The sequence below is a fragment of the Acidobacteriota bacterium genome, assembly GCA_020845575.1.
Classification (GTDB): Bacteria; Acidobacteriota; Vicinamibacteria; order Vicinamibacterales; family Vicinamibacteraceae; genus Luteitalea.
The window spans coordinates 25,195-52,109 of sequence record JADLFL010000036.1 but is presented as its reverse complement, the minus strand read 5'-3'; the positions used below and the strand labels follow the sequence as shown (position 1 = coordinate 52,109).

24 protein-coding genes and 1 tRNA gene are annotated in these 26,915 nt (G+C 67.6%); 7 read left to right on the top strand and 18 right to left on the bottom strand.

What is annotated here, in order from left to right; translation table 11 throughout:
• Nucleotides 1-301 precede the first annotated feature (301 nt).
• The 9 genes from IT182_10365 to IT182_10325 all read right to left on the bottom strand — a co-directional run bounded on the left by IT182_10365 (nucleotide 302) and on the right by IT182_10325 (nucleotide 5,726).
• Complete coding sequence (locus IT182_10365) at nucleotides 302-544, bottom strand: DUF4926 domain-containing protein (GenBank protein MCC6163738.1); 243 nt, start codon at nucleotides 542-544, stop codon at nucleotides 302-304.
• Between the two features lie 11 nt (nucleotides 545-555).
• A complete protein-coding gene (locus tag IT182_10360) occupies nucleotides 556-888 on the bottom strand; it encodes a HigA family addiction module antidote protein (protein ID MCC6163737.1) in 333 nt (110 codons plus the stop codon).
• Between the two features lie 16 nt (nucleotides 889-904).
• Entirely contained in the window at nucleotides 905-1,183 is a 279-nt protein-coding gene (locus tag IT182_10355; GenBank protein MCC6163736.1) for a type II toxin-antitoxin system RelE/ParE family toxin, read from the bottom strand.
• Nucleotides 1,184-1,416: 233 nt separating this feature from the next.
• Nucleotides 1,417-1,911, bottom strand: a complete 495-nt coding sequence (locus IT182_10350; protein ID MCC6163735.1) for a DUF3368 domain-containing protein — start codon at nucleotides 1,909-1,911, stop codon at nucleotides 1,417-1,419.
• Nucleotides 1,908-2,171 (bottom strand): UPF0175 family protein, encoded by a 264-nt coding sequence (locus IT182_10345; GenBank protein MCC6163734.1) that lies wholly within the window; start codon nucleotides 2,169-2,171, stop codon nucleotides 1,908-1,910. The genes IT182_10350 and IT182_10345 overlap by 4 nt, the downstream gene beginning before the upstream one ends.
• A 33-nt stretch (nucleotides 2,172-2,204) precedes the next feature.
• Nucleotides 2,205-2,609, bottom strand: a complete 405-nt coding sequence (locus IT182_10340) for a hypothetical protein (GenBank protein ID MCC6163733.1) — start codon at nucleotides 2,607-2,609, stop codon at nucleotides 2,205-2,207.
• A 146-nt stretch (nucleotides 2,610-2,755) separates the two neighbouring features.
• Nucleotides 2,756-2,831 (bottom strand) — tRNA-Glu (locus IT182_10335).
• A 76-nt stretch (nucleotides 2,832-2,907) separates the two neighbouring features.
• The gene (locus tag IT182_10330) at nucleotides 2,908-3,939 is read right to left on the bottom strand and encodes a hypothetical protein (protein MCC6163732.1); all 1,032 of its coding nucleotides are present in this window, start codon (nucleotides 3,937-3,939) and stop codon (nucleotides 2,908-2,910) included.
• 74 nt (nucleotides 3,940-4,013) lie between these two features.
• Nucleotides 4,014-5,726 carry a hypothetical protein gene (locus IT182_10325; protein MCC6163731.1) on the bottom strand — a complete coding sequence of 571 codons (1,713 nt, stop codon included), beginning with the start codon at nucleotides 5,724-5,726 and terminating at the stop codon, nucleotides 4,014-4,016.
• 148 nt (nucleotides 5,727-5,874) lie between these two features.
• Between IT182_10325 and IT182_10320 the strand changes: the two genes are divergently transcribed.
• On the top strand, nucleotides 5,875-6,702 hold the full coding sequence (locus IT182_10320) for a sialate O-acetylesterase (GenBank protein MCC6163730.1): 828 nt from the start codon (nucleotides 5,875-5,877) through the stop codon (nucleotides 6,700-6,702).
• A gap of 68 nt (nucleotides 6,703-6,770) precedes the next feature.
• Here IT182_10320 and IT182_10315 read toward each other — a convergent pair whose 3' ends face one another.
• On the bottom strand, nucleotides 6,771-8,441 hold the full coding sequence (locus IT182_10315; protein MCC6163729.1) for a hypothetical protein: 1,671 nt from the start codon (nucleotides 8,439-8,441) through the stop codon (nucleotides 6,771-6,773).
• Between the two features lie 93 nt (nucleotides 8,442-8,534).
• Between IT182_10315 and IT182_10310 the strand changes: the two genes are divergently transcribed.
• Entirely contained in the window at nucleotides 8,535-10,445 is a 1,911-nt protein-coding gene (locus IT182_10310; GenBank protein ID MCC6163728.1) for a DNA/RNA non-specific endonuclease, read from the top strand.
• Between the two features lie 12 nt (nucleotides 10,446-10,457).
• Here IT182_10310 and IT182_10305 read toward each other — a convergent pair whose 3' ends face one another.
• Nucleotides 10,458-11,405, bottom strand: a complete 948-nt coding sequence (locus IT182_10305) for an NAD-dependent epimerase/dehydratase family protein (protein ID MCC6163727.1) — start codon at nucleotides 11,403-11,405, stop codon at nucleotides 10,458-10,460.
• 2 nt (nucleotides 11,406-11,407) lie between these two features.
• Between IT182_10305 and IT182_10300 the strand changes: the two genes are divergently transcribed.
• The 3 genes from IT182_10300 (at nucleotide 11,408) to IT182_10290 (ending at nucleotide 18,079) form a co-directional block, all read left to right on the top strand.
• On the top strand, nucleotides 11,408-12,229 hold the full coding sequence (locus IT182_10300) for an SDR family oxidoreductase (protein ID MCC6163726.1): 822 nt from the start codon (nucleotides 11,408-11,410) through the stop codon (nucleotides 12,227-12,229).
• A gap of 214 nt (nucleotides 12,230-12,443) precedes the next feature.
• Complete coding sequence (locus IT182_10295; protein ID MCC6163725.1) at nucleotides 12,444-14,423, top strand: fibronectin type III domain-containing protein; 1,980 nt, start codon at nucleotides 12,444-12,446, stop codon at nucleotides 14,421-14,423.
• A gap of 104 nt (nucleotides 14,424-14,527) precedes the next feature.
• Nucleotides 14,528-18,079: a hypothetical protein gene (locus IT182_10290; GenBank protein ID MCC6163724.1), complete on the top strand. Its 3,552-nt coding sequence runs from the start codon at nucleotides 14,528-14,530 to the stop codon at nucleotides 18,077-18,079.
• A gap of 2 nt (nucleotides 18,080-18,081) precedes the next feature.
• Here the strand turns inward: IT182_10290 and IT182_10285 are convergent, their stop codons facing one another.
• From IT182_10285 to ppk1, 3 genes are read right to left on the bottom strand one after another with little or no spacing between them, the layout of a single operon-like run.
• The gene (locus tag IT182_10285; protein ID MCC6163723.1) at nucleotides 18,082-18,399 is read right to left on the bottom strand and encodes a hypothetical protein; all 318 of its coding nucleotides are present in this window, start codon (nucleotides 18,397-18,399) and stop codon (nucleotides 18,082-18,084) included.
• On the bottom strand, nucleotides 18,396-19,085 hold the full coding sequence (locus tag IT182_10280; protein MCC6163722.1) for a carbohydrate-binding family 9-like protein: 690 nt from the start codon (nucleotides 19,083-19,085) through the stop codon (nucleotides 18,396-18,398). Before IT182_10280 ends, IT182_10285 begins: the two co-directional genes overlap by 4 nt.
• Nucleotides 19,086-19,100: 15 nt before the next feature.
• Nucleotides 19,101-21,269 carry a polyphosphate kinase 1 gene (ppk1, locus tag IT182_10275; GenBank protein MCC6163721.1) on the bottom strand — a complete coding sequence of 723 codons (2,169 nt, stop codon included), beginning with the start codon at nucleotides 21,267-21,269 and terminating at the stop codon, nucleotides 19,101-19,103.
• A gap of 122 nt (nucleotides 21,270-21,391) precedes the next feature.
• On the opposite strand from ppk1, the gene IT182_10270 reads away from it, so the two are divergent.
• Together IT182_10270 and IT182_10265 are read left to right on the top strand one after the other, a co-directional pair.
• Nucleotides 21,392-22,480, top strand: a complete 1,089-nt coding sequence (locus IT182_10270; protein MCC6163720.1) for a flagellar hook-length control protein FliK — start codon at nucleotides 21,392-21,394, stop codon at nucleotides 22,478-22,480.
• Nucleotides 22,477-22,764: an EscU/YscU/HrcU family type III secretion system export apparatus switch protein gene (locus IT182_10265; protein MCC6163719.1), complete on the top strand. Its 288-nt coding sequence runs from the start codon at nucleotides 22,477-22,479 to the stop codon at nucleotides 22,762-22,764. Before IT182_10270 ends, IT182_10265 begins: the two co-directional genes overlap by 4 nt.
• Nucleotides 22,765-22,834: 70 nt before the next feature.
• Here IT182_10265 and IT182_10260 read toward each other — a convergent pair whose 3' ends face one another.
• The 4 genes from IT182_10260 to hemE all read right to left on the bottom strand — a co-directional run bounded on the left by IT182_10260 (nucleotide 22,835) and on the right by hemE (nucleotide 26,755).
• A complete protein-coding gene (locus IT182_10260; GenBank protein ID MCC6163718.1) occupies nucleotides 22,835-23,374 on the bottom strand; it encodes a DUF2911 domain-containing protein in 540 nt (179 codons plus the stop codon).
• A 143-nt stretch (nucleotides 23,375-23,517) separates the two neighbouring features.
• A complete protein-coding gene (locus IT182_10255; protein ID MCC6163717.1) occupies nucleotides 23,518-24,240 on the bottom strand; it encodes an O-methyltransferase in 723 nt (240 codons plus the stop codon).
• Nucleotides 24,241-24,335: 95 nt separating this feature from the next.
• Nucleotides 24,336-25,727, bottom strand: a complete 1,392-nt coding sequence (gene hemG, locus IT182_10250; protein MCC6163716.1) for a protoporphyrinogen oxidase — start codon at nucleotides 25,725-25,727, stop codon at nucleotides 24,336-24,338.
• The gene (gene hemE / locus IT182_10245) at nucleotides 25,724-26,755 is read right to left on the bottom strand and encodes a uroporphyrinogen decarboxylase (protein ID MCC6163715.1); all 1,032 of its coding nucleotides are present in this window, start codon (nucleotides 26,753-26,755) and stop codon (nucleotides 25,724-25,726) included. The genes hemG and hemE overlap by 4 nt, the downstream gene beginning before the upstream one ends.
• Between the last annotated feature and the right edge of the window lie 160 nt (nucleotides 26,756-26,915).

Here is a 26,915-nt window from a genome sequence, read left to right as displayed (position 1 = left end):
ATCGGCGTACCGAGTTCCGAAGACGTGCGCGGATAGTACCTCGTTTCCACTCGAACGTGTCACGTGCTTCGGGACGCAGTAGTTGACACTACTGGGCGAGCGTGGTGTGGGACGACCTGCTGGCGAAGGAAATCTCGACGCCCGGAAGCGGAGGAGACGACGCTCGGACGAGACGCGACTCTCTGAGAGTCAGCTCATGGCTGACGTTGGCGTCCCCAATTTCGGCGAGTTGGAACCAGCTCAGGGGTTGGCTGCGCGGCGTGGACGGTCTCCGGCGCACGGCGTGACGTGGGCTGGAGCCTCAGGCAGTGAGCTGCCGGACGGCCGGGCGATCGGCGGCCGTCGGCTGGCGAAGGGCGCCCGCGGGCAGTGTGGCCACGGCGACGGCGTTGCCCGCCATGTCGAAGAACTCGACCGAGTAGCCTTCCTCGCTGACGCCTGGGACCACGTGGCGCTCCACGACCGTGCCGACGTCGCCGGCGCGGATGCCGTGTTCCGGCACGTCGCGGGTCAGAATCACGTCGCCGTACATGTCGAAGGGCACAGGGCCTCCCGCTATGCGGCGTGTCCCGGAATGCGTGCGAGTTCGGTCGCGAGCGTCTGTTCCGCGTGCCACACGTCGAACGCCTGCTGCATGCCGAGCCACAGGGCAGGTCCATTGCCAGCCCACTTCCCGAGCCGAACGGCCATTTCCGGCGTGACCGGCGCCTTACCCGCCAGAATCCGGTGCAGGATCTGTCGAGACACACCGAGTTCGCGGGCCGCCTGCGTAACGTTCATCCGCAACGCCGGCAGCACGTCCTCACGCAGGATTTCTCCTGGATGGGTCGGTTCCCGCTTCAGCGGGTGTCGAACAGGAAGCACCTTCGTCGTCTTCGTCGCCGCCATCGTCGCCGCCTTCCGTTCAGTGATACTGCTCGAGATCCAGTTCGTGGGCGTCCTTCCCGTCCCAGCGGAACGTGATGCGCCACGGTCCGCTGACGGCCATCGCGTGGCGGCCCTCTCGATCGCCCGTCAGCGGATGCACGCTCCATCCGGGCATGTTCAGGTCTGAGAGCGCCGTCACCGCATGGAGTGCGTCCATCGCCCTCTTGCATCGTCTGTGCAAGTCCGCCTGCACCTTTCGACTCTTGCCGGCCTCGAAGATCTCCCGCAGCCCAGCGTGTCGAAAGCTGACAATCACGACGCGCAGTGTAAAGCGATGAGTGTCACTGTGTCAACTATTGATTTACAGAGCAAGCCAACAGGAGCCGCCAACGCAAACCGGTGCCATCTTGAGGATCGAGCGACCGGTATGGGTGAGGTGGCGTCCCCAATTTGCGCGAGTTGGAACCAGCTCGGCCAGTGGCTGCGGACCATGGACGGGTTACGGCGGGCCGCGTGAGAGCCTTGGAGCGCATTCGACCACCCAGGCCGCTATCCCGAGCGCCGTCGACGCTCGGCATCCTCAGCAAGAAGGTCGCTGACGAGATCGGTCGAAACGCGAAAGTTCGTTTCCAGCAGACGCGCCAGAGCCACCGGGAGATCGACGAAATCGCGGCTCGCGGCTGCGCGAAGGACCCCGAGTGTGCCGGTAGTGCGGATGCCCCGCCGCGAGGCCTCGATACGTCCCGCGGTCTCGTCGATCAGCAGCAGGGCGTCCGGCTGTGATTCTGCCAGCAGGATTGCAGCCCGTTCGCCCAGGTCCAGGTGCTTCATGTCTTCTTCGCCGACAGCCGCGTCACGCGCATCAATCCATGCCGGCAGAACGGATGCCCATGTCCTGACCCTGCCAGGCGCCTCCGCCGCGGTCAACTCGGCGATGACCTGTCGTGGTACGACGACGCTGCCATACAGCTGCGGAAGGACGTCAACCGCGTCGATCAGGATGAGGTAGTTGAGCGGAGACGTATCGGCGACGACAACGGTCATCGCGATGAAGCGAGGGCCGCTTCGGCGTCCTTCCGTACGTCGTCCACTGTCAGGTCGAGCAGGACGCCGTGCGCCTTCAGGATGCCGTCCATTTCGTAGCGCGACCGCACGCCAAGCAGGGTGCGTGCTTCGAACACAGACAGTTTCCCTGACCGAACCCCCTCGGACGCGAGTGCCTCCAGCGCGACACGCATCAGGCTGGAATCGTCAGGCGCCATGCGCCGGGCCAACTCCTCGGGGACTTCAAGGTGAATCGTCATGGGCACTGCTCACCGTGCATTGTAGCGCGGTCGTCACCGGCGACGCGGGTGGGCGCGCTCCCAGGCTTCCCGTTGTGCGCGGGTTTTCCACAGCACGTCGCGCGGGAAGCCGTCAGTGCTGACCCAATCGAGAGTCGGATCCTGACGGCCCTGCGCCAGGAAGTAATCGAGCGCACGAGTTGCGCGATCGGTGGACGAGAACAGTTCGGACGGCCAGCGTTCAAGCGCCTGCCCGCCGAGTTCCACTTCAATCGATGGCGTCGCGAACGGACCGCCGCCCGTTACCAGGAAGTGGCTCCATGACGTCTCGCTCTCCCAGCAGTGCAGGATGAACCCATGACCGTCGTGCCATTCCACGGTGATTCGAGGGAACTGAGCATCGTCGGCTTCAATCAAGGCGCCATCCCAGGTCGGCCGAGAGCGCACGTCGGCGAGCACGTCGGCCGCCGAACCGATCGGTGCTGGCGAGTCGCTTGTGAGGAATGACACCTGAGATCGATGTCGGCGGTCCATTGCCGCGTGCCTCGGTTCGAATACAAGTTAGGGTGCGCCCGGAAGCGGCTCGCAGTCAACGTGTTGGAGTTTGGCGTCCCCGACGGGATTCGAACCCGTGTTTCAGCCTTGAAAGGGCCGCGTCCTGGGCCTCTGGACGACGGGGACGGCTTGGTGGTGCTCGGTCATGCAGGAGCCAACTGGCTCGGTGGCATGACCGACCCAAAAGGATACCACGCCGAGGCTAACGAGCCGAACCGCGTGTGCGCGACGGCAGCCAACCGCGGAGGCGCTGCAGGCGCGGGGCGGAGCGTGGGAGACCGGCCCGAGCCTGCGCGACGAGTTGACTGGCGAGCTGTCGACCGCGCTCGAGCCCTTCGGTCGTGTAGCGCGACAGGCTGTCGGCCGTCACCTCGGCGCCTCCGAGCGCCCACGCGCTGAGACCTCGCCCAATTGCGTAAGTTCCCGCATACGCGATGGCGACCTTCGGCAGCAGGCCTGCCACGGGAATCAGGCCGACGAGTTGACGCGCAATCTGCCGGAAGAGGAACCCGCCGCCGATGACGCCGAGGATCTCGGTGATCATCGAACGTGGGTTGTCGTCCCGGCCCGCCGCCAGCGCGATCTTGTAGCCCATGATCAACTGGTTCTTGGTGAGCACCACCATGTCGCCGAGGTTAAGCGGCACGGCCAGGACCGGAATCGTCTCTGCAAGGCCTGTCGTCGCCGCGAACGACGCATTGGCCTTCGCCGTCTCGTCGACGATGACCTCGGCCACCACGTGTCGGAAGACCGGAAGCGCCGCCGCGATGGCCAGGCGCGCATCGCCTTCCACCTGCCCGATCACGCCGGCCAGCAGCGGCTTCGGCGCGTTCATCACGTCGACGACAGCAACACGGACCTGCTCTCCCATACGTCGCGCGCCGGCGTCGGGCGCGTCTGTCCCGACAATCAGCGTGACTCGCGGCCAGCCGGCCCTGATGCAGTGCTCGTCGGCGGCCGTCATCGCAGCCGACAACTCGGGCGACGTACTCCCCAGCACCGCTACGAGCGGTGTCGTCGGCCGGCTGCGCATGGAGTCGGGGTCCGTTGTCGCCACGTACGGATGGACGCCTCCACCAGCGACGGCGCCAAGTCCCGCTCGCACTCGCTGCGCAAGCTCCACGTCGTCGGAGACGACGAGCAACTCGAACGGCGCACGCGCAGACGCGCGAATGCGCGCGAGGTCGACGTCACTGATGACACGCCAGAGATTCGCGACCTTGAGTGAAGACATGCCTGATTCGCAGTGTACCGCCTGGGCGGCCGCCGGGCGGGTTCCGCCCGCTGATGCGTTCGAAGCGGACGACGCTACGGCGTGACGCGGCCGTCGACCAGGCGTACGTCTGCGCCGTTCCACGCGGTGTCGAACTGCGCCGCCACCTCCGCGGCTTCCTTCGAGCGTCCCCGGCGTTCCAGGCTGGCCTGCAATCCAGACAGCGACCAGCCGTTCAGCGGGAACTTCCGCAGGTCGCCGCGGAATGCTGTCTCGGCGTCCTTCGCACGTCCGAGCTGGAGCAACGTGGCGCCCTGAATCTGGCGTACGGGCAGGAACCAGTCGGGCGGTTCCATGTACGTGAGCGCGTCCTCGAACTCCACGGCCCGTGCGAGATGTCGTGCCGCGTCGTCGCCACGCTTGCGGGCTGCCGCGATCTGGCCCGCGAGGATCTCGTGCGCGATCGGCACCACCTTCGAGGCCGTGTTCACGCTCGACACATGGAGGTTCGCCAGCGACGCATCATCGTCGAGTCGATCCACTGCCGTGCGCTCGGCCTCCGCTTCAGCGAGCTTGCCTTGCGCAACGAATGCCATGCCTCGTGCCGCGTGCCGGATCGCTCGCGTGAACACCAGGTCCTCCGCAGGTTCGGGCTCCGCCAGTACGTCGTCCCACAGGCCGAAGCGCACCTTGACGTACAACGGTGTCAGCCGCATGTGCTGCACCATTCCGCTCATGTCCGGATCGGTCAGCATGTCGGCGTGCATCCTGGTATGTGTATCCGTCGCGGCCTTCAGCGCCTCGGCCTGTCGACCTGCCAGCGCCGCCGACATGGCCTTGAAGTGCATGTTGTGCGGGTAGTATCCGACCTCGTACATCATGTTGCCCTTCGCGGCATCGGTCGCGAAGTACGCCTCGTCTGCCGCCACGGCGCGATCGTTGGCGCGTGACGCATCGTCATAGCGTCCGACACGCAGATAGATGTGGCCGGGCATGTGGACGATGTGGCCGGCGCCGGGCATGAGTGCGGCCAACCGGTCGGCGTAGCGCTCGGCGCGCGCCGGATCGGGCGACGCTTCGACGGCATGGATATAGAGGTGGATGGCACCCGCGTGATCGGGATTGCGCGCGAGCACGCGTTCGAGTGCCTGAAGGACCTCCGGGGTATTGGCGCGCGGACGGCCGTCGAGTTCCCAGTAGTTCCACGGCGAGGTGTCCATCAGTGATTGCGCGAACAGCGTGGCCGCGTCGTCGTCCTGTGGGAAGCGTTGCGCGACCCCGCGCATGGCTGCCGCGTACGCCGCGTCGAGTGGCTCGCGCGGAGCCTTCGGATCCTCGGCATAGCGCAGGGCGAGCGCCTCGATGAACGCGCGCTCCTTGTCGGTGGCGCTGGTCGCGAGTTCACGCGCGCGCCGGATGGCCGGCCACGCCTCGCTGGCCGCCGCGTCCGAGATCGGCGCATTGATGTTCGGGCCGAGCGCGTAGGCGATGCCCCAGTAGCACATGGCACACGAGGGATCGAGCACGGTAGCCTGTCGAAATGCACGTATGGCCTCGGCGTGGTTGAACGCGTACGCGAACGCCAGACCCTGATTGAAGTACGCCTGCGCGTCAGGCGACGCCGTGGTGACAGCGTGGCGATGGTCGCCGACGTTGTCGTACCGCGGCACGCCCGGCTGAACCTCTGTCCGCTCGGGCTTGGACGAACACGCACCGAGTGCCGCCGCGGCGAGCGTGAAAGCTGCCAGCCATCCTGCCTTTGTCCGAGACAGGTCCCTGAACGTCGCACACCTCGTCCTGTTTGCCATCTTCGGCCTCCCCGTCACAGTAAACGCCCATCCGGTGGGTACCGCACTCACCGTTCAGGTATGCTGCCCGCCGCATGTCATCGATGCCTTCGTGTCGGCTTCGAGACCAGGAGTCACGGTGAGAACACGCAAAGCGGTCTTTGCGCTGATGAGCATCCACGTACGGCTACTCGTCCTGACCGGTGTCTTGCTGTGTGCCGCCGTGCTGGCCGCCGAACGTCACGCGGGTTCGCTCGCGGCCGCCCGGGGGCAGGCCACGCCGATGCAGATCTTCCTGCTCATCGGGCAGTCGAACATGGCTGGGCGTGCGGGCGTCGAGCCGGCGGATCGCGTACCGCATGCGCGCGTGCGGATGCTCGATCGCGACGCTCGGTGGGTGCCCGCTGTCGATCCCATGCACTTCGACAAGCCTGCCGTCGCTGGCGTCGGTCCGGGGCGTGCGTTCGGCCTGGCCCTGGTCGACGCGGATTCGACGTCGGAGATCGGTCTCGTGCCCGCGGCCGTTGGCGGGTCGCCCATCGAGGCGTGGCGCCCCGGCGAGCACTACCTGCCTACCGACAGTCACCCCTGGGACGACGCGATACGACGCGCCCGCGTGGCGATGGCCGCCGGTACCCTGCGGGGCATTCTGTGGCACCAGGGCGAAGCCGACGCCACGCCGGAGCGGGCTCCGCTCTATGCCGAGCGACTGCACGCGCTCGTGCGGCGACTGCGCACCACGCTCGACGCCCCTGAGGTACCGTTCCTTGCCGGACAGATCGGACACTTCGCCGACGTGCCGTGGACTGACGCACACGTCATGGTGGATGCGGCGCATCGCGCCTTGTCGCAGCACGTGCCGCACACGGCATACGTCAGCGCCGAGTACCTCACGCACCAGGGCGATGGCGTGCACTTCGACGCCGTGTCGGCGCGGCTGCTCGGCCGGCGCTACGCGGAGGCGTGGACGCGCCTCACCACATCGACAACGCGATGACGCGTGCGATGGTGCGCGCGACACCTCCCGAGTTGCAGGGGCGGATGTGTCCGGCCCGCGTGACCGCGTCAAGGCCGTCGCCCGCCCGCACCAGGAAAGAAGTAGTACAGGCTGATCTCGCTGTGGTGCCACGGCCGACGAGAGATCAGGCGGAAATCGTTCGGCCGCGCATCGATTGCGGCGATCATGCGCTGGTACTCACCTTCGCGCATCAACTCGCCGTGCACGGTCACGTACCGCACGCCGCGCGCGAGCAGCACGTCATCAGTCGAGGGATCCGGGAACGTGTCGAGCCGGTTCACGAGGTCGATGAACGATGGAGAGAAGAACCCGCTGTAGCCGTTGACGAGCGACTGCCAGTGGAAGGTGGAGTAGTACATCACCGTTGGATCTTCGCGGCCGATCGGCAGTTCGAGCAGAACCGCCGGTGGCGAATCGGATTCACGACGGACCACGCCCACTCTCGGCGAATCGCCCTTGTCCCGCAGCAGGTCGGCGTACGTCTCGGGGGCGGTCACTGACACGAGTCGCGGTGACAGGGGGCCGGCCCACGACTCGATCAGCACGAACAGTCCGACGATGATCGCAGCGACAGGCTGCCAGACGCGGCGGATGCGCGGCAGGAGTCGAGCCAGGCCATAGCCCGCGAGCACCACGATGGCGAGGCTCACCATCATGCCCATCCGGGCCGGGACGCGCAGGCTGCGGAAGGGCAGCACGTAGTCGAACAGCCAGCCATAGAGCCAGCCGTTGAACCCGCGGGCGATGTCCACCGACGCGAGCAGGCCGAGCGCGTACGCAGCGCGTGTGCGCGTCCATGGCGGCCACAAGCCGACGACCGCCAGCAGCAGCGCGACGAGGCCGGGAAAGAGGCGACGTTCCGGCTCGCCGAGTCGCCGTGAGCGGGCGCCGTGGACGTAGTTGTGCGGCGAGGCCGCGAGGAAGTGCTTCCACTGCGCGCTGCCGACCTCCGCGTCGCTGCGTGCACGTTCGCCAACGACCGCCCTCGCGCGCGCATGGACGATGACCACCGGCGCCATGAGCGCACCGGCGATCGCGACCGAGGCGAGCAGCGGCTTCCAGCGAGCTTTGGCGCGCGCCAGATCCATGGCGAGCAGCACGCCACCAACGACGGCGAGGAACGTGCCGAGGAAGATGGCGTTGTACATGGACGTCAGGCCCTGCGCGCCGACGAATACGCCAAGCGCCACGCCGAAGCGCATCCGCCCATCGTCCAGCAGCCGGTGCAGCGCCCACAACGCGAAGGGCACCCACTGCATCTGCAGCAGCTGGAAGTGCGAGTAGTGGTCGAAGCGGTAGGGCAGGAACGCCGCCATCGCGCCACAGGCGAGTCCGGCGAGCGTGCTGCCCGTCAGCTCGCGCACCAGCAGCGCCATGCCGACGCCGGTGAAGACGAACGACGCGAACATCAGCAGGTTGTAGACGAGGACCGGGCCGGCCCCGGCATACAGCAACGGCGCGCCCATCAGCGCTGGCACCAGCAGCGTTTCGGAGTAGGCGAGCGTACGCCGTTCGGGGAAGAAGATGTTGCCGTCGAACACGTGCGCGGGCGAGAACGGCAACTGGTGGGCCACCCAGGCCATCGCCCACGTGTTGAGCAGCGGGTCGCCCACGTCGCTCACGCCATCACGCATGTGACGCACCTGCGGGTACGTCATCACGGCCGTCAGTACGACATACAGCAGCGTCGCCAGCAGCAGGTAGCGGCGCGTCGGCATCGCGCGGAATCGTACACGATGACGGCCGGGCCCGGAGAACCGGCCGGTCGATGGTCGTGTACGGCCAGGGCCGCACACGTCGTTGATCCACGTATGCATCTTCACGAACGGGCCGAGTCCGTTCTGGCAGCCGATCCGGCCATCGCGCGCGAGGTGATGGCCATGACGGAGCCGGGTCACGTGCCTGCACGGGCACTTCGCGCCGGTGTTGGTGCGCGTTCGATCCGGGCGTTGGTCGATGGGCTCACGGGCCGCCGGGCCGGAGCCGGAACCACGCCTCGCTTCCAGACGGAGGCCGTGGTCCTGGCTCACGGCCGGCCATCGCTGCTGGTGCGAGACAATCGCGTGGACCTGCCGCCGTCTGCCGAATTGCGCCGGCGCATCGAGGCCACGCGCGGGACGTACGAGCGCTGGTTCGCCAGCGTGGGTCGCGTGGAATTGTCGGGCCATCCGCGCCTGCATCACGCCGGCACCGCGTGGATCGTGGACGAGGATCTCGTGGTGACCAACGCGCACGTCGCGGCGGAGTTCGTCTCGCGCGCGGCGAATGCCCTGGCGTTCCGCCGCACGGTTGGCACAGGCGTGGTCACCTGCCGCGTCGATCTGAGCGAGGATTTCGAGACAGTCGAAACACCGGCAGAGGCATTCGAGGTCGGCGTCGATCAGGTGCTGTATCTGGCCGACCTCACCGACTCGCGTGCGCCGGATCTGGCCGTGCTGCGACTCTCGCCCGGCGCGGGCATCGTCCTGCCTCCGCCGATTCCGTTCTCCGAGGCGTCGCTCGACTCCGGACGTGACATCGCGGTGATTGGCTATCCGGCCGAAGACCCGTTCGGCGTGCAGAACCCTGATGTCGCTCAGCGCTTGTTCGGCGGCGTGTACGGCGTGAAGCGCTTCTCGCCGGGCAAGGTCGCTCGCGGCGCGACCGAGCCGTGGGCGTTCGCGCACGACGCCACGACGCTCGGTGGCAGTTCAGGGTCCGTGGTGATCGACATGGAGACGGGTGGCGCCGTCGGCGTACACTTTGCCGGCGCGCTGGAGCGCCTGAACTACGCGGTGCGCGCACCCCATGTCAAAGAGGCGCTCGCGGCGATCACACCCATGGTGGCAGTGCCGGAACCCAGCGTCCCTTCCGATCTCGGTGTGGAGCCGATGCCGGTCCTGCCTGTCGCGACAGGCTACGGTCTGCGCGACGGCTACAGGGCTGACTTCCTCGGCCCCGGACAGCCGGACGCGCCGCTCCCGACCATCGTCGATGAGGACGATGTGCTCGCCGTGACGTGGCAAGGCGAGACGCTGCGCGCTCTGCCGTATCGGCACTTCTCCGTCGTGATGAGCCGCCGGCGGCGAGTGTGTTACGTGAGTGCGGTGAACATCGACGGCGCGCTGAGCGTGCCGCATCTCAAGCGGCGCGACTGGCGGTTCGATCCCCGGGTGTCGCAGGCCATGCAACTGGCCGGCCGTGTGTACGGCAATTCGCCGCGCTTCAGTCGTGGCCACATGACCCGGCGCGAGGATCCGGCGTGGGGGCAGACGCGGGCGGAAGCCGACGAGGGCAACACCGATTCGATGCATCTCGTGAACGCCGTACCGCAGATGCAGCCGTTCAACGCGGGCATCTGGCTGGGACTCGAGGACTATGCGCTCCAGAGCGCGCGCGAAGACGACCAGCGCATCTCGGTGATGACCGGGCCGATCCTGCGCGACGACGATCCGGTGTTCGAGAACGTGGCCATTCCGCTCGAGTTCTGGAAGGTGATCGCCTTTGTCCACGACGAGACGGGCGCGCTCAGCGTGTCTGGCTACATCCTGTCGCAGCGGGGATTCCTGCCGCGGCGCGAAGCCGTGTTCGGCGCATACGAGACGTATCAGGTGCCCATCGCGACCATCGAGCGACGGGCCGGCCTGCGCTTCGGTTCACTCACCGCACGCGACGTGCTCGCGAGCGTGCCCGAGAGCGCCGTCACCCCGCTGTCGTCTCCTGACGACATCCGCTGGCGATGAGTCGGCAGGATGTCACGCCAGTGACGTCACGTACTGTCGTACCAGCGTGTCGGCATCGCGATCGTTCTCGAAGCCGAGCGCCGTGGCACGTGTGATGTCGAACGCGCCTGGCCACGTCAGCACCGTCCGTGTGATGACAGGATCCGGCGCGAGTGAGACGAGCGCACGCACGGCCGCTCCCGCTGTCCGCGCCAGGCTGTCGAGCAGGTCCGCCGGCGTGAGCGTGAGTCCGGGGAGCGTGACGGCCCTCACGTCATCGAATGCTGACGCATCGAGATGGCCGGCTCGCACGAGATTCTCCGTTGTAGCGCGCGGTGACGACAGCCAGAGCGGCGTATCGAGCGGCACGGGACACGTGGCCGGCACGCCGGCGAGTGGCTCGCGCACGATGCCGCTCACGAAGCTCGACATCGCAGAGTTCGGCCGGCCGGGACGAATCGCCACCGTCGGCAGTCGGCACACGATGCCGTCCACCGTTCCGCGTCGTGTGGCGTCGAGCACGATCAACTCGGCAATCGCCTTCGACATGCCGTAGGTGGATTGCGGGCGCAGCGCCATGTCGTCTGGCACCACGGTCGGGAGCGGACCACCGTAGACGGCGACGGTGCTGGCCAAGACGAATCGCGGTGGACGGGGCAGGCGTCGACACGCATCGAGCAGGGCCTGCGTGCCATCGACGTTCACCGACATGGCCAGTGCCGGCTCGCTCTCTGACTGACCGCTCAGCACGGCGGCCAGATGCCACACGGCACTGACGTCCTCGTCGACGACAGACTCCACGAAGGCCGCATCCGCGATGTCGCCGACGCGCGACACGACTCGCGCATCGTCGAGCGTGGCAGGCACGCGATCCACGCATACCACTCGCGATGCGGGTGCGTCGCCGGACCCGCCTGCGAGGAGTCGTGCGATCAGCCGTGTGCCGAGAAATCCGGCACCTCCCGTCACGAGCATGGTCATCGATGGCTGCTTTCCGCGTCGACGCCTTCTGCATCGACGAGCGGGCTCATGCTACCGTTCGCGGCGTGATCGCACCAACTCGCATCGCACTGGTCACGGGTGCCGGGAGCGGCATCGGGCGTGCCGTGGCCATCGGCTTGTTGCGCGCCGGTTACCGAGTAGGGCTGGTCGGTCGTCGAACTGCCGCGCTCGACGAGACGGCCTCACTGGCAGGAGCGTCAGCCGGTGCGGCGCTGCTGCTTCCCGCGGACGTCACGAACCCCGACGATGTGGAACGCGTGTTCGAGGCGATGCGTGTCGCGCATGGCAGGCTCGACGTGCTGTTCAACAACGCGGGCGTCAGCGCGCCCGCCGTGCCTCTCGACGAACTGACGGTGGAGCAGTGGCGCGCGGTGGTGGACACCAATCTCACCGGCGCGTTCCTGTGCACGCGCGCGGCCTTCAAGCTCATGAAGTCACAGTCGCCGCGCGGCGGCCGCATCATCCCCCCCGGCTCGAGCTCGGCACACGTCCCGCGCCCGCACTCGGCGCCGTACACCGCGTCCAAGCACGGGATGACGGGCCTCACGCGATCGACGGGACTCGACGGTCGGGCATTCGACATCGCGTGTGGGCAGATCGACATCGGCAACGCGGAGACGGACATGGCTCGTGGCTATGCGGGTGGCGTCCTTCAAGCCAACGGCCAGCACGCCATCGAGCCGCTGTTGCCCGTGCCGCACGTCGTGGACGCGGTGCTGTACATGGCGGCACTGCCCCTCGACGCGAATGTCCCGTTCATCACAGTCATGGCATCGGGGATGCCGTACCTCGGTCGCGGATGACTGCATCCACGTCGGAGGATGTAAGAACGACGTCACGGGTGTGCATCGAATCGATGCGGCACCGAGGGCTGTGTATCTCGGGCACATGACAGTTCTGTTCGCTGGAAAGCGGGCCCGAGTCTTGCTAGCACCAAGGCGGCGTGCATCCATCGACATCCCTCTCATTCCATCCGTCGATCTCGCATCGTGCAGGAGTTGACACCGGTACTGCAGCGTGCGCCGGCTGACCGTCGCCGCGGCGCGCGCGCTCGTCGTGTGCCTGGTCGTTCTGTTGCCGGGGGCCGTACCCGCGGCAGCGCAGGCCGAGATCAGCCTGGCGTGGGACGCGCCAGCCTCGTCCGGCGTTGTCGCCTACGTCGTCGAATGGGGGCTCACGCCGGGTACGTACATGGCGTCGGCCTCGGTCGATGCGTCCCGGACGGCGTTCACCGCGACTGGCCTGTGGCCGGGCCTTCGCTACTACTTTGCCGTCAGAGCGCTGGACGCGAGCGGCGCGTCGAGTCAGCGCTCGAATGAAGCCTCGGCGATCGCCCGACGTGTCGAGACGATGAGTCGCGCGACGAGCGGCGGGCACACATGGCCCACGGTTGCGCTCGCCGTGCATCAGGCAGGTTCAGGCAGTGGGACTGTCGCCGGCACGCCGGCAGACGTCACCTGTGGTCCGCCGTGTCAGGCGTCGTTGCCGCTGGGGACACCTGTCGTGCTCGTCGCGACAGCCGACGAGGGCAGCCGCTTCGTGGGCTGGCAGGGTGCCGGTTGTCGGGGCGATGGCAGTTGCACCTTCATGCTGACCACCGCCTCCGCCGTGACGGCCATCTTCGAGTCCACCAAGGAGCCGGGGGTTGCGTACACGCGCTTCCTGGCCGAAGGCGCATCCAGCGGCACCTTCACCACGCGTATCGCGCTTGCCAACCCCGGTGCGCGCGCGACGACGGCGTTGCTGCAGTTCCTGCGCGGCGATGGCGTCGTGATCCCTCAGACCGTCACGGTACCATCCCTCTCGAGCGTGCACGTCGACGCTGACGACGTGCCGGGCCTCGCGGGCGCGGCGTTCGCGACCACGATCGAGAGCGATATGCCGCTCGTTGTCGATCGCACCATGTCGTGGCGCGGTCTGGACGGGGCGTTGCGCGGCGCGCACGCCGAGTCGAGTCTGGATGGACCCGCGATGCGCTGGTATCTCGCCGAGGGGGCGACGCATTCGGGCTTCGACCTGTTCTACCTGCTCCAGAATCCCACGACCGCGTCCGTCCGGGTGCGCGTGCGGTACCTCCGAGCGAACGGGGCACCGCTCGAGAAGACGTACGATCTGGCGCCACTCAGCCGCACCAACATCTGGGTGGACCATGAAGTCTTCGACGCGTCGGGTCGCAGGCCGCTCGAAGCCGCCGAGGTATCGGCGGTGATCGACGTGCTCGACGGCCCCGGGATCGTCGTCGAGCGGGCGAGGTACGACAGCCATCGCGGGCGCGGCTTCGAAGCCGGGCATGCCAGTGCCGGTGCGACGGCGGCGGCGACGCGCTGGTACTTCGCCGAGGGTGCCACCGGTCAGTACTTCGATCTCTTCCTGCTCCTTGCCAACCCAGGGGCGCGCGCGGCGGACGTGCGCGTCACGTACCTGCTGCCCGATGCGTCGCGCGTGACCCGGACGCATGTCGTCGGACCGCAGCAGCGATACACCATCTGGGTCGACAAGGACGCCCCGGCACTGGTCAACACCGCGGTCTCGGCCGTCGTGGAGTCGACCAACGGCGTTCCCATCGTTGCCGAGCGCTCCATGTGGTGGCCCGGGGACGCAAACGGATGGTTCGAGGCGCACAACGCCGCCGGCGCCACCGTTGCGGCGACGCGATGGGCCGTGGCCGATGGAGACGTCCTGTCGGCAGGCCTGACGCGATCGACGTATCTGCTCGTTGCCAACCCCGACAGGGAACAGGCCACCGTGCGCATGACGGTGCTGATGCGACCCGGCGTGCCACCCGTCAGTCGAGAGTTCCAGGTGGCAGCCGGCAGCCGTTTCGGTATCAGTCTCGGTCATGAGTTTCCGGAGGTCGATGGCGAGTCCGCGGGAGCGCTGATCGAGAGCGTGGGTCGCACGCCCGTACCCATCGTCGTGGAGCGGGCGATGTACGGCGATGCGCCGGACCGGAAGTGGGCGCGCGGCACGGCGCTCCTTGCCACGCGCCTGAACTGACGGCCGGGAACGGTTCCTGCAGGAAGTCCGGCGATCTCGCCGTGCGGCGAGCGGTGATGACGCTTCTGTCATCGGCGCGACGCGATGGGCCGGAGAAGGCGGACATGCGACACACGCGACGATGGTGGGCGCCAGCGGTGATGGCGGTGATGGCCGGCTTCGGCCTGACGTCGATCGCCCAGCAGGGGCCCGTCCAGACGCCGTACCCGATTCTGTTTGTCACGCAGGTACCGGTGCCCGCGGATTTCACGACGATCGGGTCGGTCTTCGGGAACCATCGTGCCTCGCTCGATTCCGTGGCGCGCGGAGGCGACCTGTGGATTCGTTATCCCGACGGTACGCTCAAGAACCTGACCGCCGCCGCCGGGTTCGGTGCGACGGGCTTTCAGGGTGGCGCCGCGATCGCGGTGCGAGAGCCCAGCGTGCACTGGAGCGGGACCAGGGCGATCTTCAGCATGGTCGTGGGCGGAACCGATCGGCGGTACGTCCACGGCGACTGGCGCTGGCAGCTCTACGAGATCACCGGCCTGGCGGCAGGTGACACGCCTGTCATCACGCGCGTGCCGAACCAGCCGTCGGCCTACAACAATGTGAGTCCGATCTACGGCACCGACGACAGGATCCTCTTCACGTCGGATCGCCCGCGCGGGGGGGAGGCACACCTGTACCCGCAACTCGACGAGTACGAGGAAGCGCCGGTGGTCACGGGCATCTGGAGCCTCGACCCCGCGTCAGGCGATCTGTTCCTCGTGCAGCACTCGCCGTCGGGGTCCTTCTCGCCGCAGGTCGACAGCTTCGGTCGTGTGGTGTACATCCGCTGGGATCACCTGCAGCGCGATCAGCAGGCTGACGCCGACTCGCGTGCGAGCGACGTCTATGGCACCTACGGCACGTTCAACTATGCCGACGAATCAGCCGGTGCGGCACGTCTGTCGACACGTGCGGAGGTCTTCCCCGAGCCCCGCAGCGCGCGCACCGATCTGCTGGCCGGCACCAACGTCGTGGGGCACACCTTCAACGACTTCTTCCCGTGGATGGTGGCCGAGGATGGCACCGAGGAAGAGACGCTGAACCATGTCGGCCGGCACGAGTTCCTGGGGTACTTCGACGCGAGCTTCAACGACGATCGCAATCTCGTGTACCACCATTCGCAGATGCCTCGCGCCAACCCGAACACGATCAACGGCTTCATCCAGATCAAGGAGTCCCCGGCTGCGCCGGGCACCTATTACGGCATCGACGCACCGGAGTTCTCCACGCACGCGAGCGGTCAGATCATCAGCACGTACGCGCCGCCGACGCAGAATGCCGACGCGATGACGATCACGTACGTCACGCATCGGGAGACGAGCTCGTACACGGACACGCCGTCGCCGAATCACTCGGGCCTCTATCGCAATCCGCTGCCGCTGTCGGATGGCAGCCTCGTGGCCGTGCACACGCCGGAGACGCGCCGCGACGTCAACACCGGCACCACGGCCAATCCTGGGTCGCGATACGACTTCCGCCTGACGCTGCTGCAGCAGGCGGGCAGCGTCCACGTCGCCGACCGCCGCCTGACCAACGGCATCAGCAAGTCGGTGACGTACTGGAATCCCGACGTACTGGTGACCTACGCGGGACCGCTGTGGGAACTGGATCCCGTGGAAGTACGCCCGCGTCAGCGCCCGCCGCGCCGCACCACGGGACCTGGCGCACAGGAGCGGCAGATCCTGGAGGAGCAGGGCATCGCGCTCGAACGCCTGCAGGCATACCTGCGCGAGAACGACCTCGCGCTCATCGTGAGTCACGACGTGACATCGCGCGACAAGTCCGACAGGCAGCAGCCTTTCAACCTGCGTGTCGCGGGCGGCGACGCGCAGACGATTGGCGCACCGGGACGAATCTACGACGTGGCCTTCCTGCAGATCATCCAGGCGGACCAGATTCGTGGCGTCGGCGGCACCACGAACCCGCGGCCGGGTCGTCGCGTACTGGGCCAGGTGCTGCACGACCCGCGCGCGCAGAATCCCCTGTTGCCGAGCGCACCTCCCGGCAGCGTGGCGATCGCGCGAGACGGCTCGGTGGCGGCGTTCGTGCCAGCCAGGCGCGCGCTGTCCTGGCAGTTGACCGATGCTGCGGGCGTTCCCGTCGTGCGCGAACGCTTGTGGCTCACGATGCAGCCTGGCGAAGTGCGTGTCTGCGGGTCGTGCCACGGCGTCAACACGCGCGATCAGGCGCAGCGCCCGGCACCGACGCATGCGCCGCAGGCGCTGCGGGATCTCCTCACGTACTGGCAGACGGAACTGGAGCCGCCGGTCACGGGGACATACACGCGGTATCTGGCCGAGGGTGTCGTCAGCTCGTTCTTCGACACGCGCATCTCGCTCGCCAATCCGGGCTTGCAGTCGGCAGCCACCCGGCTGGACCTCCAGCGGCCCGATGGAGTGGTGGTGTCGCGAACGGTACGTGTGCCTGCCATGGCGTCGCGAACCATCGACGCTCGGACGGTTCCGGGCCTCGGCGACACCGCGTTCAGCGCCGTCGTGTCCTCCGATGTCCCTCTCGCCGTCGATCGCACCGTGTCGTGGCACGACAGCCACGGGAACACGTACGGGTCGCACGCCGAGACCGGCGTGCCTGCGCCGGCGCCACGCTGGTACCTGGCCGAGGGCGCGACACACAGCGGCTTCGAGCTGTTCTACCTCCTGCAGAACCCGTCGTTGCGACCCGTCGACGTTCGCGTGCGCTTCCTCAGAGCGGACGCGCCACCGATCGAGAAGACGTACGCCCTCGGACCTCGATCCCGTACGAACATCTGGGTGAATCAGGAGACGTTCGGCACCGACGGACGTCTCCTCGCGGCCGCGGACGTCTCGGCCGTGCTCGAAGCCATCGACGGCACGGGCATCATCGTCGAGCGGGCCATGTATCTGTCGCGCGCCGGCGTGACATTCCTTGCCGGGCACGAGAGCGCCGGCGTGACGGCACCCTCGACGCGGTGGTTCCTGGCGGAAGGCGCGACGGGGAACGTCTTCGATCTCTTCCTCCTCATCGCGAATCCCACGGAACAGGATGCCGATATCACGGTGACGTACCTGCTGCCGGACGGCGCCCAGGTCCGGCAGGTGCGCACCGTCGGGGCGTTGCAGCGAGCCACGATATGGGTCGATCGCGCCGCGCCGGAGCTCGCGGCAACGGCGGTCTCCATGGTCGTGGAGTCCACCAACGACGTCCCGATCGTCGTGGAGCGATCGATGTGGTGGCCAGGCGGGAGCCAGACCTGGACAGAGGCGCACAACTCACCAGGCGCAACGCGCACGGGCACCGCATGGGCCGTGGCCGACGGCGAGGTGAGTGGCGCGCCACTCAACACGGCCACGTTCTATCTGCTGGCCAATCCCACCGACATGCCGGCGACGGTCAACGTGACGTTGCTCTTTGCCGACGGTGGCGGGCCGGTGACCAGGACACTCACGGTCGTGCCGAACAGCCGCTCGAACGTCAGCGTGAAGGACGAATTCCCCGAAGCCATGGGACGACGTTTCGGCGCCCTGATCGAGAGCGTTGGCGCGGATCCCATTCCGATCGTCGTCGAACGTGCGATGTACGCCGATGGCGCAGGGCAGCAGAGGTGGGCCGTCGGCTCCAACGTGCTCGCCACTCGCCTCCGCTGACGTCAGGCGAGCATGTCCAGGCCGATGGCGTCGCCATCGGGCGACGTCACGACGATCGGCAGACGACGGCCGTCGGCGATCTCGAGGATGAGGCCCTCGCGGTGTTCGGCGAACCAGTGGAACAGGTCGGCCACGCGGGCGCTCAGCAACACGCGCGTGTGGAACGCCCCGCCGCCGGGCGGTTCGGGCTGTCCGGGACGCTGCGCGACGAGCGTGATCCTGTAGCCCACTTCGACAGGTGTTTCGGGATCCGGCAACACGATGCTCCCGATACCCTCCATCGTGGCAAGGACATCGTCCTGCGGCATGTCGGCTCTCATGTGGGTTCCTGTGGCGGAAGAGGCGCTGCCTCGAAGACCATGGGACGGAAGCTCTCGGGTGCGTGGAACGTGGGCCCGTCGGGTACCGACCATGCGGCATAGACCACGTTGCGTTCCGGGTAGACAGGACCGCCGGGCCGCTTGATCCGGAACGCGTTGACGTGCCACACATCGCCGCCACGCACGGGCAGGCACGCGGCCACCGGCGGCGCGAGGGTCGCAAAGTCGGCGAACGGCATCCATGCGATCGCCGTCCACAGGTCGCCGTCGCGCAGGACCGACGAGCGCAGGGTGGGAAAGTCCCAGTCGAGGTGCATCACGCGGTCCGGCACGAGCCGTTCGACGTGCAGATCGCATACGACGTTGCCCGGAGAGATTTCCAGCTCCGCGTAGTGGGCGCCGCTGCAGGTCGGATCCACGAAGACCTCCCCCACCTCGGTCTCCCAGAGGCGGTCGTCGCGTTGTGTGCGCGTGACCCACGGCGCCTGGTCCGTGCAGTCCCATCGCACGCACAGCGCGTCGCTGGTCCACACCGCGCGCCACGTCGTCGCGTACGCGTCAGGTCCCCACGTCACGGCCATTGCGTCGTCCCAGCCGCGTCCGGCGAGCAGGTCGTCCGCGCCGCGCTCCACGCGGACCACGCGATACACCGCCGGCTGTCGCTCGGCTTCCGGTCCTCGGTACATGTCGACCATCGGGTGTCAGAGAGCGGAGGACGACATCTGCGAGTACACGTCGAGCAGTCGCGCCTGGGCATTGACGCGATCGGTGCCTGGCGGCGTGGTCACCGGCAGGTACGACCCGTCGGTCTGGAGGATGCGCACGCGGTCCGTGTCGGCAAGGAGCGCATCCAGCACGACGTCGCGCAGATGCGCGCGCAGGTCGGGCTGATGGACCGGACAGAGGACCTCCACGCGGCGATCGAGGTTGCGCTCCATCAGGTCCGCGCTGCCGATGTAGATGTCGGGGTCGCCGCCGTTCTCGAAGTAGTAGAGGCGTGAATGCTCCAGGAACCGTCCGACGATGGAGCGCACGGCAATCGTGTCGGAGATCCCGGGCACGCCGGGGCGCAGGCAACAGACACCGCGCACGATGAGATCGATGGGCACGCCGCACTGACTGGCCTGATACAACTTGCGCACCGCGCCCGGGTCGGCGATGGCGTTCAGCTTGAAGATGAGCCGAGCGGGGCGTCCGGCCTTGTGGTGCTCGCACTCACGGTCGATCAGGGCCTTCAACTGCGATCGCAGTGACACCGGTGCCACGAGCAACTGGTCGTACGACTTCCGGTTCGAATACCCGGTGAGGTAGTTGAAGACGTCGGTGATGTCGTCGACGATCGCCGCGTCGGACGTGAACAGGCCGATGTCGGTGTAGATCTGAGCCGTCGCGCGGTTGTAGTTGCCCGTCCCGACGTGCGCGTATCGCCTGATGCCGTCCTGCTCCTTGCGTACGATCAGGCACAACTTGGCATGCGTCTTGAGGCTGACCAGTCCATACACCACATGAATGCCCGCCGCCTCCATGCGCGTCGCCCATTCGATGTTGTTGCGTTCGTCGAACCGTGCCTTCAGTTCCACGAGCACGGCCACCTGTTTGCCCTGTTCGGCGGCCGTGATGAGCATGTCCACGAGCGGAGAGTTCGATCCGATCCGGTACAGCGTCATCTTGATGGCGATGACCTGCGGATCCTCGATGGCCGCACGGAGGAAGGCTTCGACCGAGGAGAACGAATCGAACGGGTGATGGACGAGGGTGTCCTCCTCGCGGAGGTCGTCGAAGATCTCCGTGTATCCGGACCAGATGCTGCGCGGCGAGAACGGCGCGTCCTTCAGGTGCGGCAGGTGCAGGCGCGTCAACTGGTGCCAGTCGTCCCAGTCCATGCGCTCGCCGGTGCGCACCACGATGTCCTCGTCGACCTCGAAGTTCTCCTTGAGGATGTTGAGGACCCGCCGCGGCATCGCGTCTTCCACTTCGAGCAGGCAAAGAGCGCCGTAGCGGAGCTGCTTGAGGCTCCTGTCCACGGTCTCGAGCAGGTCGTCCGCCTCGTCTTCCTGAATGACCATGTCCGTATCGCGGATGATGCGGAACAGGTGGGCCGACTGCAACTCGGTACCCGGGAACAGTTGCTGGAGGTTGGCCCTGACGACGTCTTCGAGGAAGACCAACGCGTGCCCTCCGCGCGGCGAGAGCGACGGAGGTACGGGCACGAAGCGATCGAGCGTGGCAGGGATCTTCACGCGCGCGAACTTCGTGCGTCCGCCGTGCCGCACCACCACGGCGAAGTTACGACTCAGGTTCGAGATGTACGGAAACGGGTGTCCCGGATCGAAGGCCAGTGGCGTGAGGACGGGGAGGATCTCGTCGCGGAAGTAGCGCGCCAGATGCGCGGTGAGAGCCGGCGTGTATTCGGCGGGCTCCAGAAGATGCACGCCTTCGGTTGCCAGCGCGGGGCGAATCCGATCGCGCCAGCACGCGGTCAGCGCGGCCATCATCTCCAGCGATCGTGCGCGCGTTGCCGCCAACTGTTGCTCGGTGTTGAGGCCGTCGACGCTCACGTCCTCGATGCCGGCGCGGTACTTCTTCAGCAGCGTCGCCACGCGCACCATGAAGAACTCGTCGAGGTTGGTGGCGACGATGGCGAGGAACTTGACGCGCTCGAGCAGTGGGTGAGTGGCGTCGAGCGCCTGGTTCAGGACGCGCTGGTTGAACCCCAGCCAGCTCAGTTCCCTGTTGATGTAGAGCGCGGGATGCTCGAGGTGCGCCGGGTCGAGCTGCGACCAGTCCGTGCGCGCCGCAGGGAGGCGGACACGTCTCTTTCCGCCTCGCCCTCGCGGCGCACGGTCCTTGATGGCGGTTGTGGCGTTCATGCGTCTGGTTGTTGCCGGGAGGCCTCGTCGATGATAACAAAGCGGGTGTTCCACTCCTGCCGACGCGCGTCATGCACATCACGCTGCTGCCTTCGCTCCTGCCGACAGAGGCAAGGACTGCGGTGTCGAGCGCCGATGTCACGTTCACCGTCGGGCAGCGCCTGCTCGCCACGGTGGTGGCGACCGGACTGAACGGCGGCACGCTGCTCTCCATGCAGGGGCGCGAGGTGATGGCCGGCGGCGCGCTTCCGCATCCGCCCGGGACCCGCGTCAGGCTCGAAGTCGTCGCGGGCGGTGCGCAGCCCGTCGTCAGGCTCGTCACGGCCGACGTCGACGCCACGCCGGACGCGGAGACGCATGACGCGGTGTCGCCGGATCGCTATGCGCTCGCCGCGGCAGTGCTGGCTGCGCGTGAGGCCCCCGACGTTGCGAAGGCCATGGCGGCGGTGGCGACCCAGGTGCCGCACCTGGTGGCTCGTCGGGTCCTCGGCGCTGCCGATGCCGACGCGCTGCTCGCCCTGCTGTTGCCGCTGCGCGGCGCGAGCCACGTGTCCGGTTCACCAGCCGCGGCGACGGCCGAAGGACTTGCGCGTGCGCTGGCGGCACGGCTTGCGCAGGGCGGTGTGATGCTGGAGCGTCACGTGGCAGATGTGCTGCGTCAGGCGACTGATGGAACAGCGGTTGCGGCGGACCTGCGGTTCAGGCTTGCGGCCCTCCTGGCGCGTCTGCCGGCCGGTCCCGGTGACGTTCGTGATGCGGTGTCACACCTTCAGGGCGCGCTGCTCGCCGAACAGGCCCGGGTTGCCGCGCACCTTGTTCGCGAGGGCATCGTGGACGTGCGGATTCCCATGCAGGTCGACCCGCACGAGACGGATCTGCGTTTGCGCGTGTCGCGCGATCCGGAGCCGGACCATGACGACGAGGGTTCGACGCCGTGGAGACATGCGCGCTTCGACATGACGTTGCCGGAGCTCGGACGCGTGCACGTCAGGCTCCGTCTCGGCGCCGACGGGATGCGCACCGAGTTCCTCGTCGAAGAGCCGTCGGCCGCCGATCGGATCGAAGCGCACCTCGACGACCTGACGATGTCACTCGAACGCGTCGGTTTCGCGCGTGTGCTCACGCGCGTGGTGGTGGATCCGGTGGCCGTGAGCGCACCGGACGAACTGCCTGACGTGCCGCCGGGGACCATCGTGGACGTGCACGCATGACCGAACCCGCACGTACGCGTCGGCAGGCGGCCGCCCTGCGCTACGTGCCGGGCGAGGTCGCCGTGCCGGAGGTCGTGGCGAGTGGGGAAGGGGCGCTCGCGGAGCGCATCATCGCCGCGGCACGTGAACACGGGATCCCGATCCACGAGAACCGCGATCTCGTCGCGTTGCTGGCCCGGCTCCCGCCCGCGACGGCGATTCCCGTCGAACTGTATCGCGCCGTCGCGGAAGTGATTGCGTTCCTGGTCCGGACGTCGCAGAACGATCGCCGACCAACGGGCTGAGGCCCATTCGCTTCATCCGAAGACGAGCGTTTCAGATGGAGGCCAGGGGCGTCAGCCCCTGGCCCGGACACTACTTTGCGGTGATGGTGACCGACTGCTTCATCGTCGCCCAGTGCAGTTCGAGGTTCCCGCCCGCGATGGTGAGCGTGAGCTGCTCGGCTGGTGCAGCGAGGGTGCCGGCCGCCATCGGGACGCGGCCGAGGTCCTGCGACTGGTCGTACTGCGTGCCCCACTGACCCGTCTGCTTGTTCACGATGAGCTGCCACGTGGCACCGGGCAGCGTGTACAGGGTGTACGTGCCAGCCGGCACGGCGAGCGTCCCGATCTGCAGGTCCTTGTCGGTCACGAGCGTCGTGGCCGAATCGGCACCCGTGCGATAGACCTTACCGGTCGGAGCGAGCGTCTCGAGGCTGCGGCCCTTCAGGAACGGACGGCCGTAAGTGATCGTCACCTTGGCGCTTCCCACGGTGTACTCGACGGTCTCGTGCGGGCTACCGCCCTTGCCCACCGTCGACGAGACGACTTTCTGCGCGGACACGACGCTCGGTACGGCAACAGTGGCGGTGACGACCGCGGCGATGGCGGTCATGGTCAGGAGCACTCGACGCATGCTGGTTCCTCCAGTTGAGCCGGGTCGGAGCCGGCAGTCAAACAGACACTATACAGCGGCGCCTGGCCGGTAGACGGAGGCCTGGCGCTTCGGCCCCTGGCTGACGAGCGGGCCGAAGCCCGTTCGTTCCAGCGATTGCGCAGTCAGCGCTTGACGCTGAGGGAGACGCCCTCGCTGCCGGGAGCGACGATGGCCGTGAGCAGGTCGGCGCGCGAGGTGATCGTGTCGAGAAAATCCTGCATGTCGGCGCCCTTGTTGATGACGTTGTGCGCCAGGATGAGCCCGCCGCGCCGTACGCGCGGGAACGTCATCTCGAAATACTTCTGATAGTCGGGCTTCCATGCGTCGATGAAGACGAGATCGAAGGTTCCGGGTTCAGCCGGCACCGCCTTGAAGGCATCGCCCGCGACGACCGTCACCACATCGTCCAGGCCCGCCTTGGTGATGTTGGCCTTCAGTTCCGCTGCACGCGCCGCGTCGTACTCGATCGTCGTCAGGTGTCCGCCGGTTTCGCGAAGGCCGAGCCCCAGCCAGATCGCGCTGTAGCCGCTCGCGCCGCCGATCTCGATCGCCTTCTGCGTGCGGTTGAGTACGACCAGGAGCCGCAGGAAGCGTCCGTCTTCGGGCGAGATCGCGAGCTGCCCCTTGTCGGCCTGGCGGATCGCGTCGAGGACCGCCTCGATCTCCGGTGTCAGCGCCGGAAGCGCGGCGCTCTCCTCCGGCGTACGCAGGGTGGTCGTGGCGTCGGTCTGCGCGCTTGCCGGTGACGTCGTATCGGCAGGACGCGACGGCGAACCGCATCCGATGAAGAGCGTGGCACCGCAGACGAGTACGGCAGGGAACAGGACGGATCGCAGATCGAGCATGCGCCGCGCATTGTACCTGTCGAGGATTGCCCGCGGCTAAAGCCCCTGGCCTCCATCCGAACGGTTCTCCATACGAGATGAAGCGAACGGGCTCTTCAGCCCGTTCGTTGGCGCCAGCGGTCGAGCAATGTGCGCGTCGTGGTTCGTGCGTCGGTGATGACGTCGGGGATGCCGACCGCCCGGAAGCCGCTGCCGCAGACACCCACGCAGGGCTGTGCTGCGAGCGCCGCATCGATGCGGGCGACGCGCGAGGCATGGCCAACCTCGTGCTGCGGGCTGCCGCGCGTCCATCTGACGACACGCGACAGGACGGGGCCACCCGCGACGCCAAAGCGTCGTGCCCAACTCGCCTCGGCCAACGCCGTCAAAGCCTCGTCGCTCCGTGCGAGTACGCCCTCGTCGAGTGCGCCGCCGAAGAAGCCGCGGAGCACCGTGAACCCGTCGGGCGCGCGTCCCTGCCACTTGTGGCTCAACCAACTCGTCGCGAGGAGCGACCCACGGCCGGGTTGCGGCGTGGAGACGTAGCCGCTTCCTTGCAGGGGGCGCGCCACGCGCGCGCTGTCGTACACGGCGAGCACGCCCGCGCTCGACACGTATCGGATGCCTGCGGCAAGAGCCGACGCGTCCTCGTTGATCGACCTGAGCCAGTCGGCCGTCACGAACGCCGGTGCGGCCAGCACGAGCACATCCGCCGTCGCGCGGCTGCCATCGCTGCACGTCACCTGCCACGCATCGTCGATTCGCGCGATGTGCGTCACCCCGCGGTGCAGGCGAATCGTTGCGGGTGGCAGGGCGGCGGTGAGTGCGTCGATCAGCGTCGCCATCCCTCGCCGAAAACTCCGGAACGCGCCGCCTTCGACCACGCGTGATCCTTGTCGCCGTAAGGCCAGCAGCACGCTGCCGCCGGCTCGCTCGACGGCCACCAACTGGGGAAACACGGCGTTGGCAGACAGCGCGTCGAGATCACCCACGTGGATGCCGCCCAGCAAGGGTTGCGCAATGCGGTCGGCGGCCTCGCGTCCGAAGCGACGACGGAAGAACGTGCCCGCGCCTTCATCGTGGCCGCTGCGACGACGGGGAATGAGTGGCTCCAGCGCGACGCGGAGCTTGCCGCCCGGCGACAGCAGGGTCGAGCGAAGGAACGGGCCCGGTCGCGTTGCGATCCCGAACGCGCCACCCTCCGGCAGCGCGTGCAACACATCGTCTCGGAGCACGTACGCGCCGCGCGGCGGAGTCATGGCGATCAACTGGTCGTCGACCCCGAGTTCCCGACAGAGACCGATGGCTCCCGGCTTGGTGACCAGGAACGCGTCCGGACCTGCATCGAGCACGATGTCGCCGGCGACGTCCGTCCTGATCACGCCACCGGGACGGTCGGTGGCTTCGAGCACCGCGACGGCAATGCCCTGGCGATGACACTCCCACGCCGCCGACAACCCCGCGATGCCGCCGCCGAGGACGAGCACGCGGGGAGGCCGAGCGGTCATCGCGTCGACGTCGCGCTGAGGGTATGGACCAGATCGATCACGCGCCGAACGACGTCCGGGGAGGTCATGGGAAGGACGCCATGCCCGAGGTTGAAGATGTGGCCTGGCCTGCCGCCGGCTCGCGCGAGGACGTCCTCGACCGCGCGCTGCAGCCGATCCCACGGGCCGAGGAGCAGCGTGGGATCGAGATTGCCCTGGATACCGCGCTCGGACCCGATGAGCGACCACGCCGTGTCGAGGGGGATGCGCCAGTCAGCGCCCATCACGGTACTGCCGGCCGTTGCCATGCCTTCGAGCAGCGTGGCGGTGCCGACGCCGAAGTGGATCGATGGCGTGTCGAGGTCGGCGATGGCCTCGAACACGCGGCGCGTGTGGGGAAGCGCGAACTCGCGGTAGTCGGCCGGGCTCAGATGGCCGACCCACGAGTCGAACACCTGGACCGCGTCCACGCCGGCGGCGACCTGCGCACGCAGATACGTGCCAGCCATGTCGGCCAGTCGCGCGCAGAGGGTATGCCACGCCTCGGGTTCGCCGTACATCATGGCCTTGGTGCGCGCGAAGTCCTTCGACGGTCCGCCCTCGATCGCATATGACGCCAGGGTGAACGGCGCTCCCACGAACCCGATCAGGGGGACGTTCAGCATCGGCTTCAGGTGGCGGATGCTGTCCAGGACGTAGCCGAGGCTCTCGACGGGATCGATAGGGATGACCCGCTCGACGTCTGCCACCGAGCGGATCGGATTGTCGAAGGCGGGGCCCTCGCCCTTCACGAAGTCGAAGGTCAACCCCATCGGCGCGAGCGGCAGCAGCAGGTCCGAGAAGAGGATGGCGGCATCCACCTCCATCGCCTGGACGGGCTGGAGCGTCACCGTCACAGCCAACTCTGGCGTTCGGCACAGATCCAACATGCCGTAACGCTGGCGGATGGCCCGGTATTCGGGCATGTAGCGGCCGGCCTGGCGCATGAACCAGACGGGGGTGGCGTCGACGGCTTGTCGGCGGCAGGCTCGGAGGAATCGGTCGTTCACGGTCGAGTGGAGTGCGCTAAGTGGCTTGAAAACAGGATGTTAGAAAGTCCGGTCGGCCTGTGGCAGAATAGGGCCCGCCGCGCACGACGCGCTGGCAAGTGGTTACATATCATGCTAGCATTCCGCGTTTGCCGTCGCGTGGCAGGCGCGAGGGCGGGCA

Excerpts from the sequence above, each read along its gene's own strand:
- IT182_10360 (MCC6163737.1), bottom strand. The coding sequence starts at position 888 with ATGGCGGCGACGAAGACGACGAAGGTGCTTCCTGTTCGACACCCGCTG.
- IT182_10350 (MCC6163735.1), bottom strand. The coding sequence starts at position 1,911 with ATGACCGTTGTCGTCGCCGATACGTCTCCGCTCAACTACCTCATCCTG.
- IT182_10345 (MCC6163734.1), bottom strand. The coding sequence starts at position 2,171 with ATGACGATTCACCTTGAAGTCCCCGAGGAGTTGGCCCGGCGCATGGCG.
- IT182_10330 (MCC6163732.1), bottom strand. The coding sequence starts at position 3,939 with ATGTCTTCACTCAAGGTCGCGAATCTCTGGCGTGTCATCAGTGACGTC.
- IT182_10325 (MCC6163731.1), bottom strand. The coding sequence starts at position 5,726 with ATGGCAAACAGGACGAGGTGTGCGACGTTCAGGGACCTGTCTCGGACA.
- IT182_10320 (MCC6163730.1), top strand. The coding sequence starts at position 5,875 with ATGAGCATCCACGTACGGCTACTCGTCCTGACCGGTGTCTTGCTGTGT.
- IT182_10315 (MCC6163729.1), bottom strand. The coding sequence starts at position 8,441 with ATGCCGACGCGCCGCTACCTGCTGCTGGCGACGCTGCTGTATGTCGTA.
- IT182_10310 (MCC6163728.1), top strand. The coding sequence starts at position 8,535 with ATGCATCTTCACGAACGGGCCGAGTCCGTTCTGGCAGCCGATCCGGCC.
- IT182_10305 (MCC6163727.1), bottom strand. The coding sequence starts at position 11,405 with ATGACCATGCTCGTGACGGGAGGTGCCGGATTTCTCGGCACACGGCTG.
- IT182_10300 (MCC6163726.1), top strand. The coding sequence starts at position 11,408 with ATGGCTGCTTTCCGCGTCGACGCCTTCTGCATCGACGAGCGGGCTCAT.
- IT182_10290 (MCC6163724.1), top strand. The coding sequence starts at position 14,528 with ATGCGACACACGCGACGATGGTGGGCGCCAGCGGTGATGGCGGTGATG.
- IT182_10285 (MCC6163723.1), bottom strand. The coding sequence starts at position 18,399 with ATGAGAGCCGACATGCCGCAGGACGATGTCCTTGCCACGATGGAGGGT.
- IT182_10280 (MCC6163722.1), bottom strand. The coding sequence starts at position 19,085 with ATGTACCGAGGACCGGAAGCCGAGCGACAGCCGGCGGTGTATCGCGTG.
- ppk1 (MCC6163721.1), bottom strand. The coding sequence starts at position 21,269 with ATGAACGCCACAACCGCCATCAAGGACCGTGCGCCGCGAGGGCGAGGC.
- IT182_10265 (MCC6163719.1), top strand. The coding sequence starts at position 22,477 with ATGACCGAACCCGCACGTACGCGTCGGCAGGCGGCCGCCCTGCGCTAC.
- IT182_10260 (MCC6163718.1), bottom strand. The coding sequence starts at position 23,374 with ATGCGTCGAGTGCTCCTGACCATGACCGCCATCGCCGCGGTCGTCACC.
- IT182_10255 (MCC6163717.1), bottom strand. The coding sequence starts at position 24,240 with ATGCTCGATCTGCGATCCGTCCTGTTCCCTGCCGTACTCGTCTGCGGT.
- hemG (MCC6163716.1), bottom strand. The coding sequence starts at position 25,727 with ATGACCGCTCGGCCTCCCCGCGTGCTCGTCCTCGGCGGCGGCATCGCG.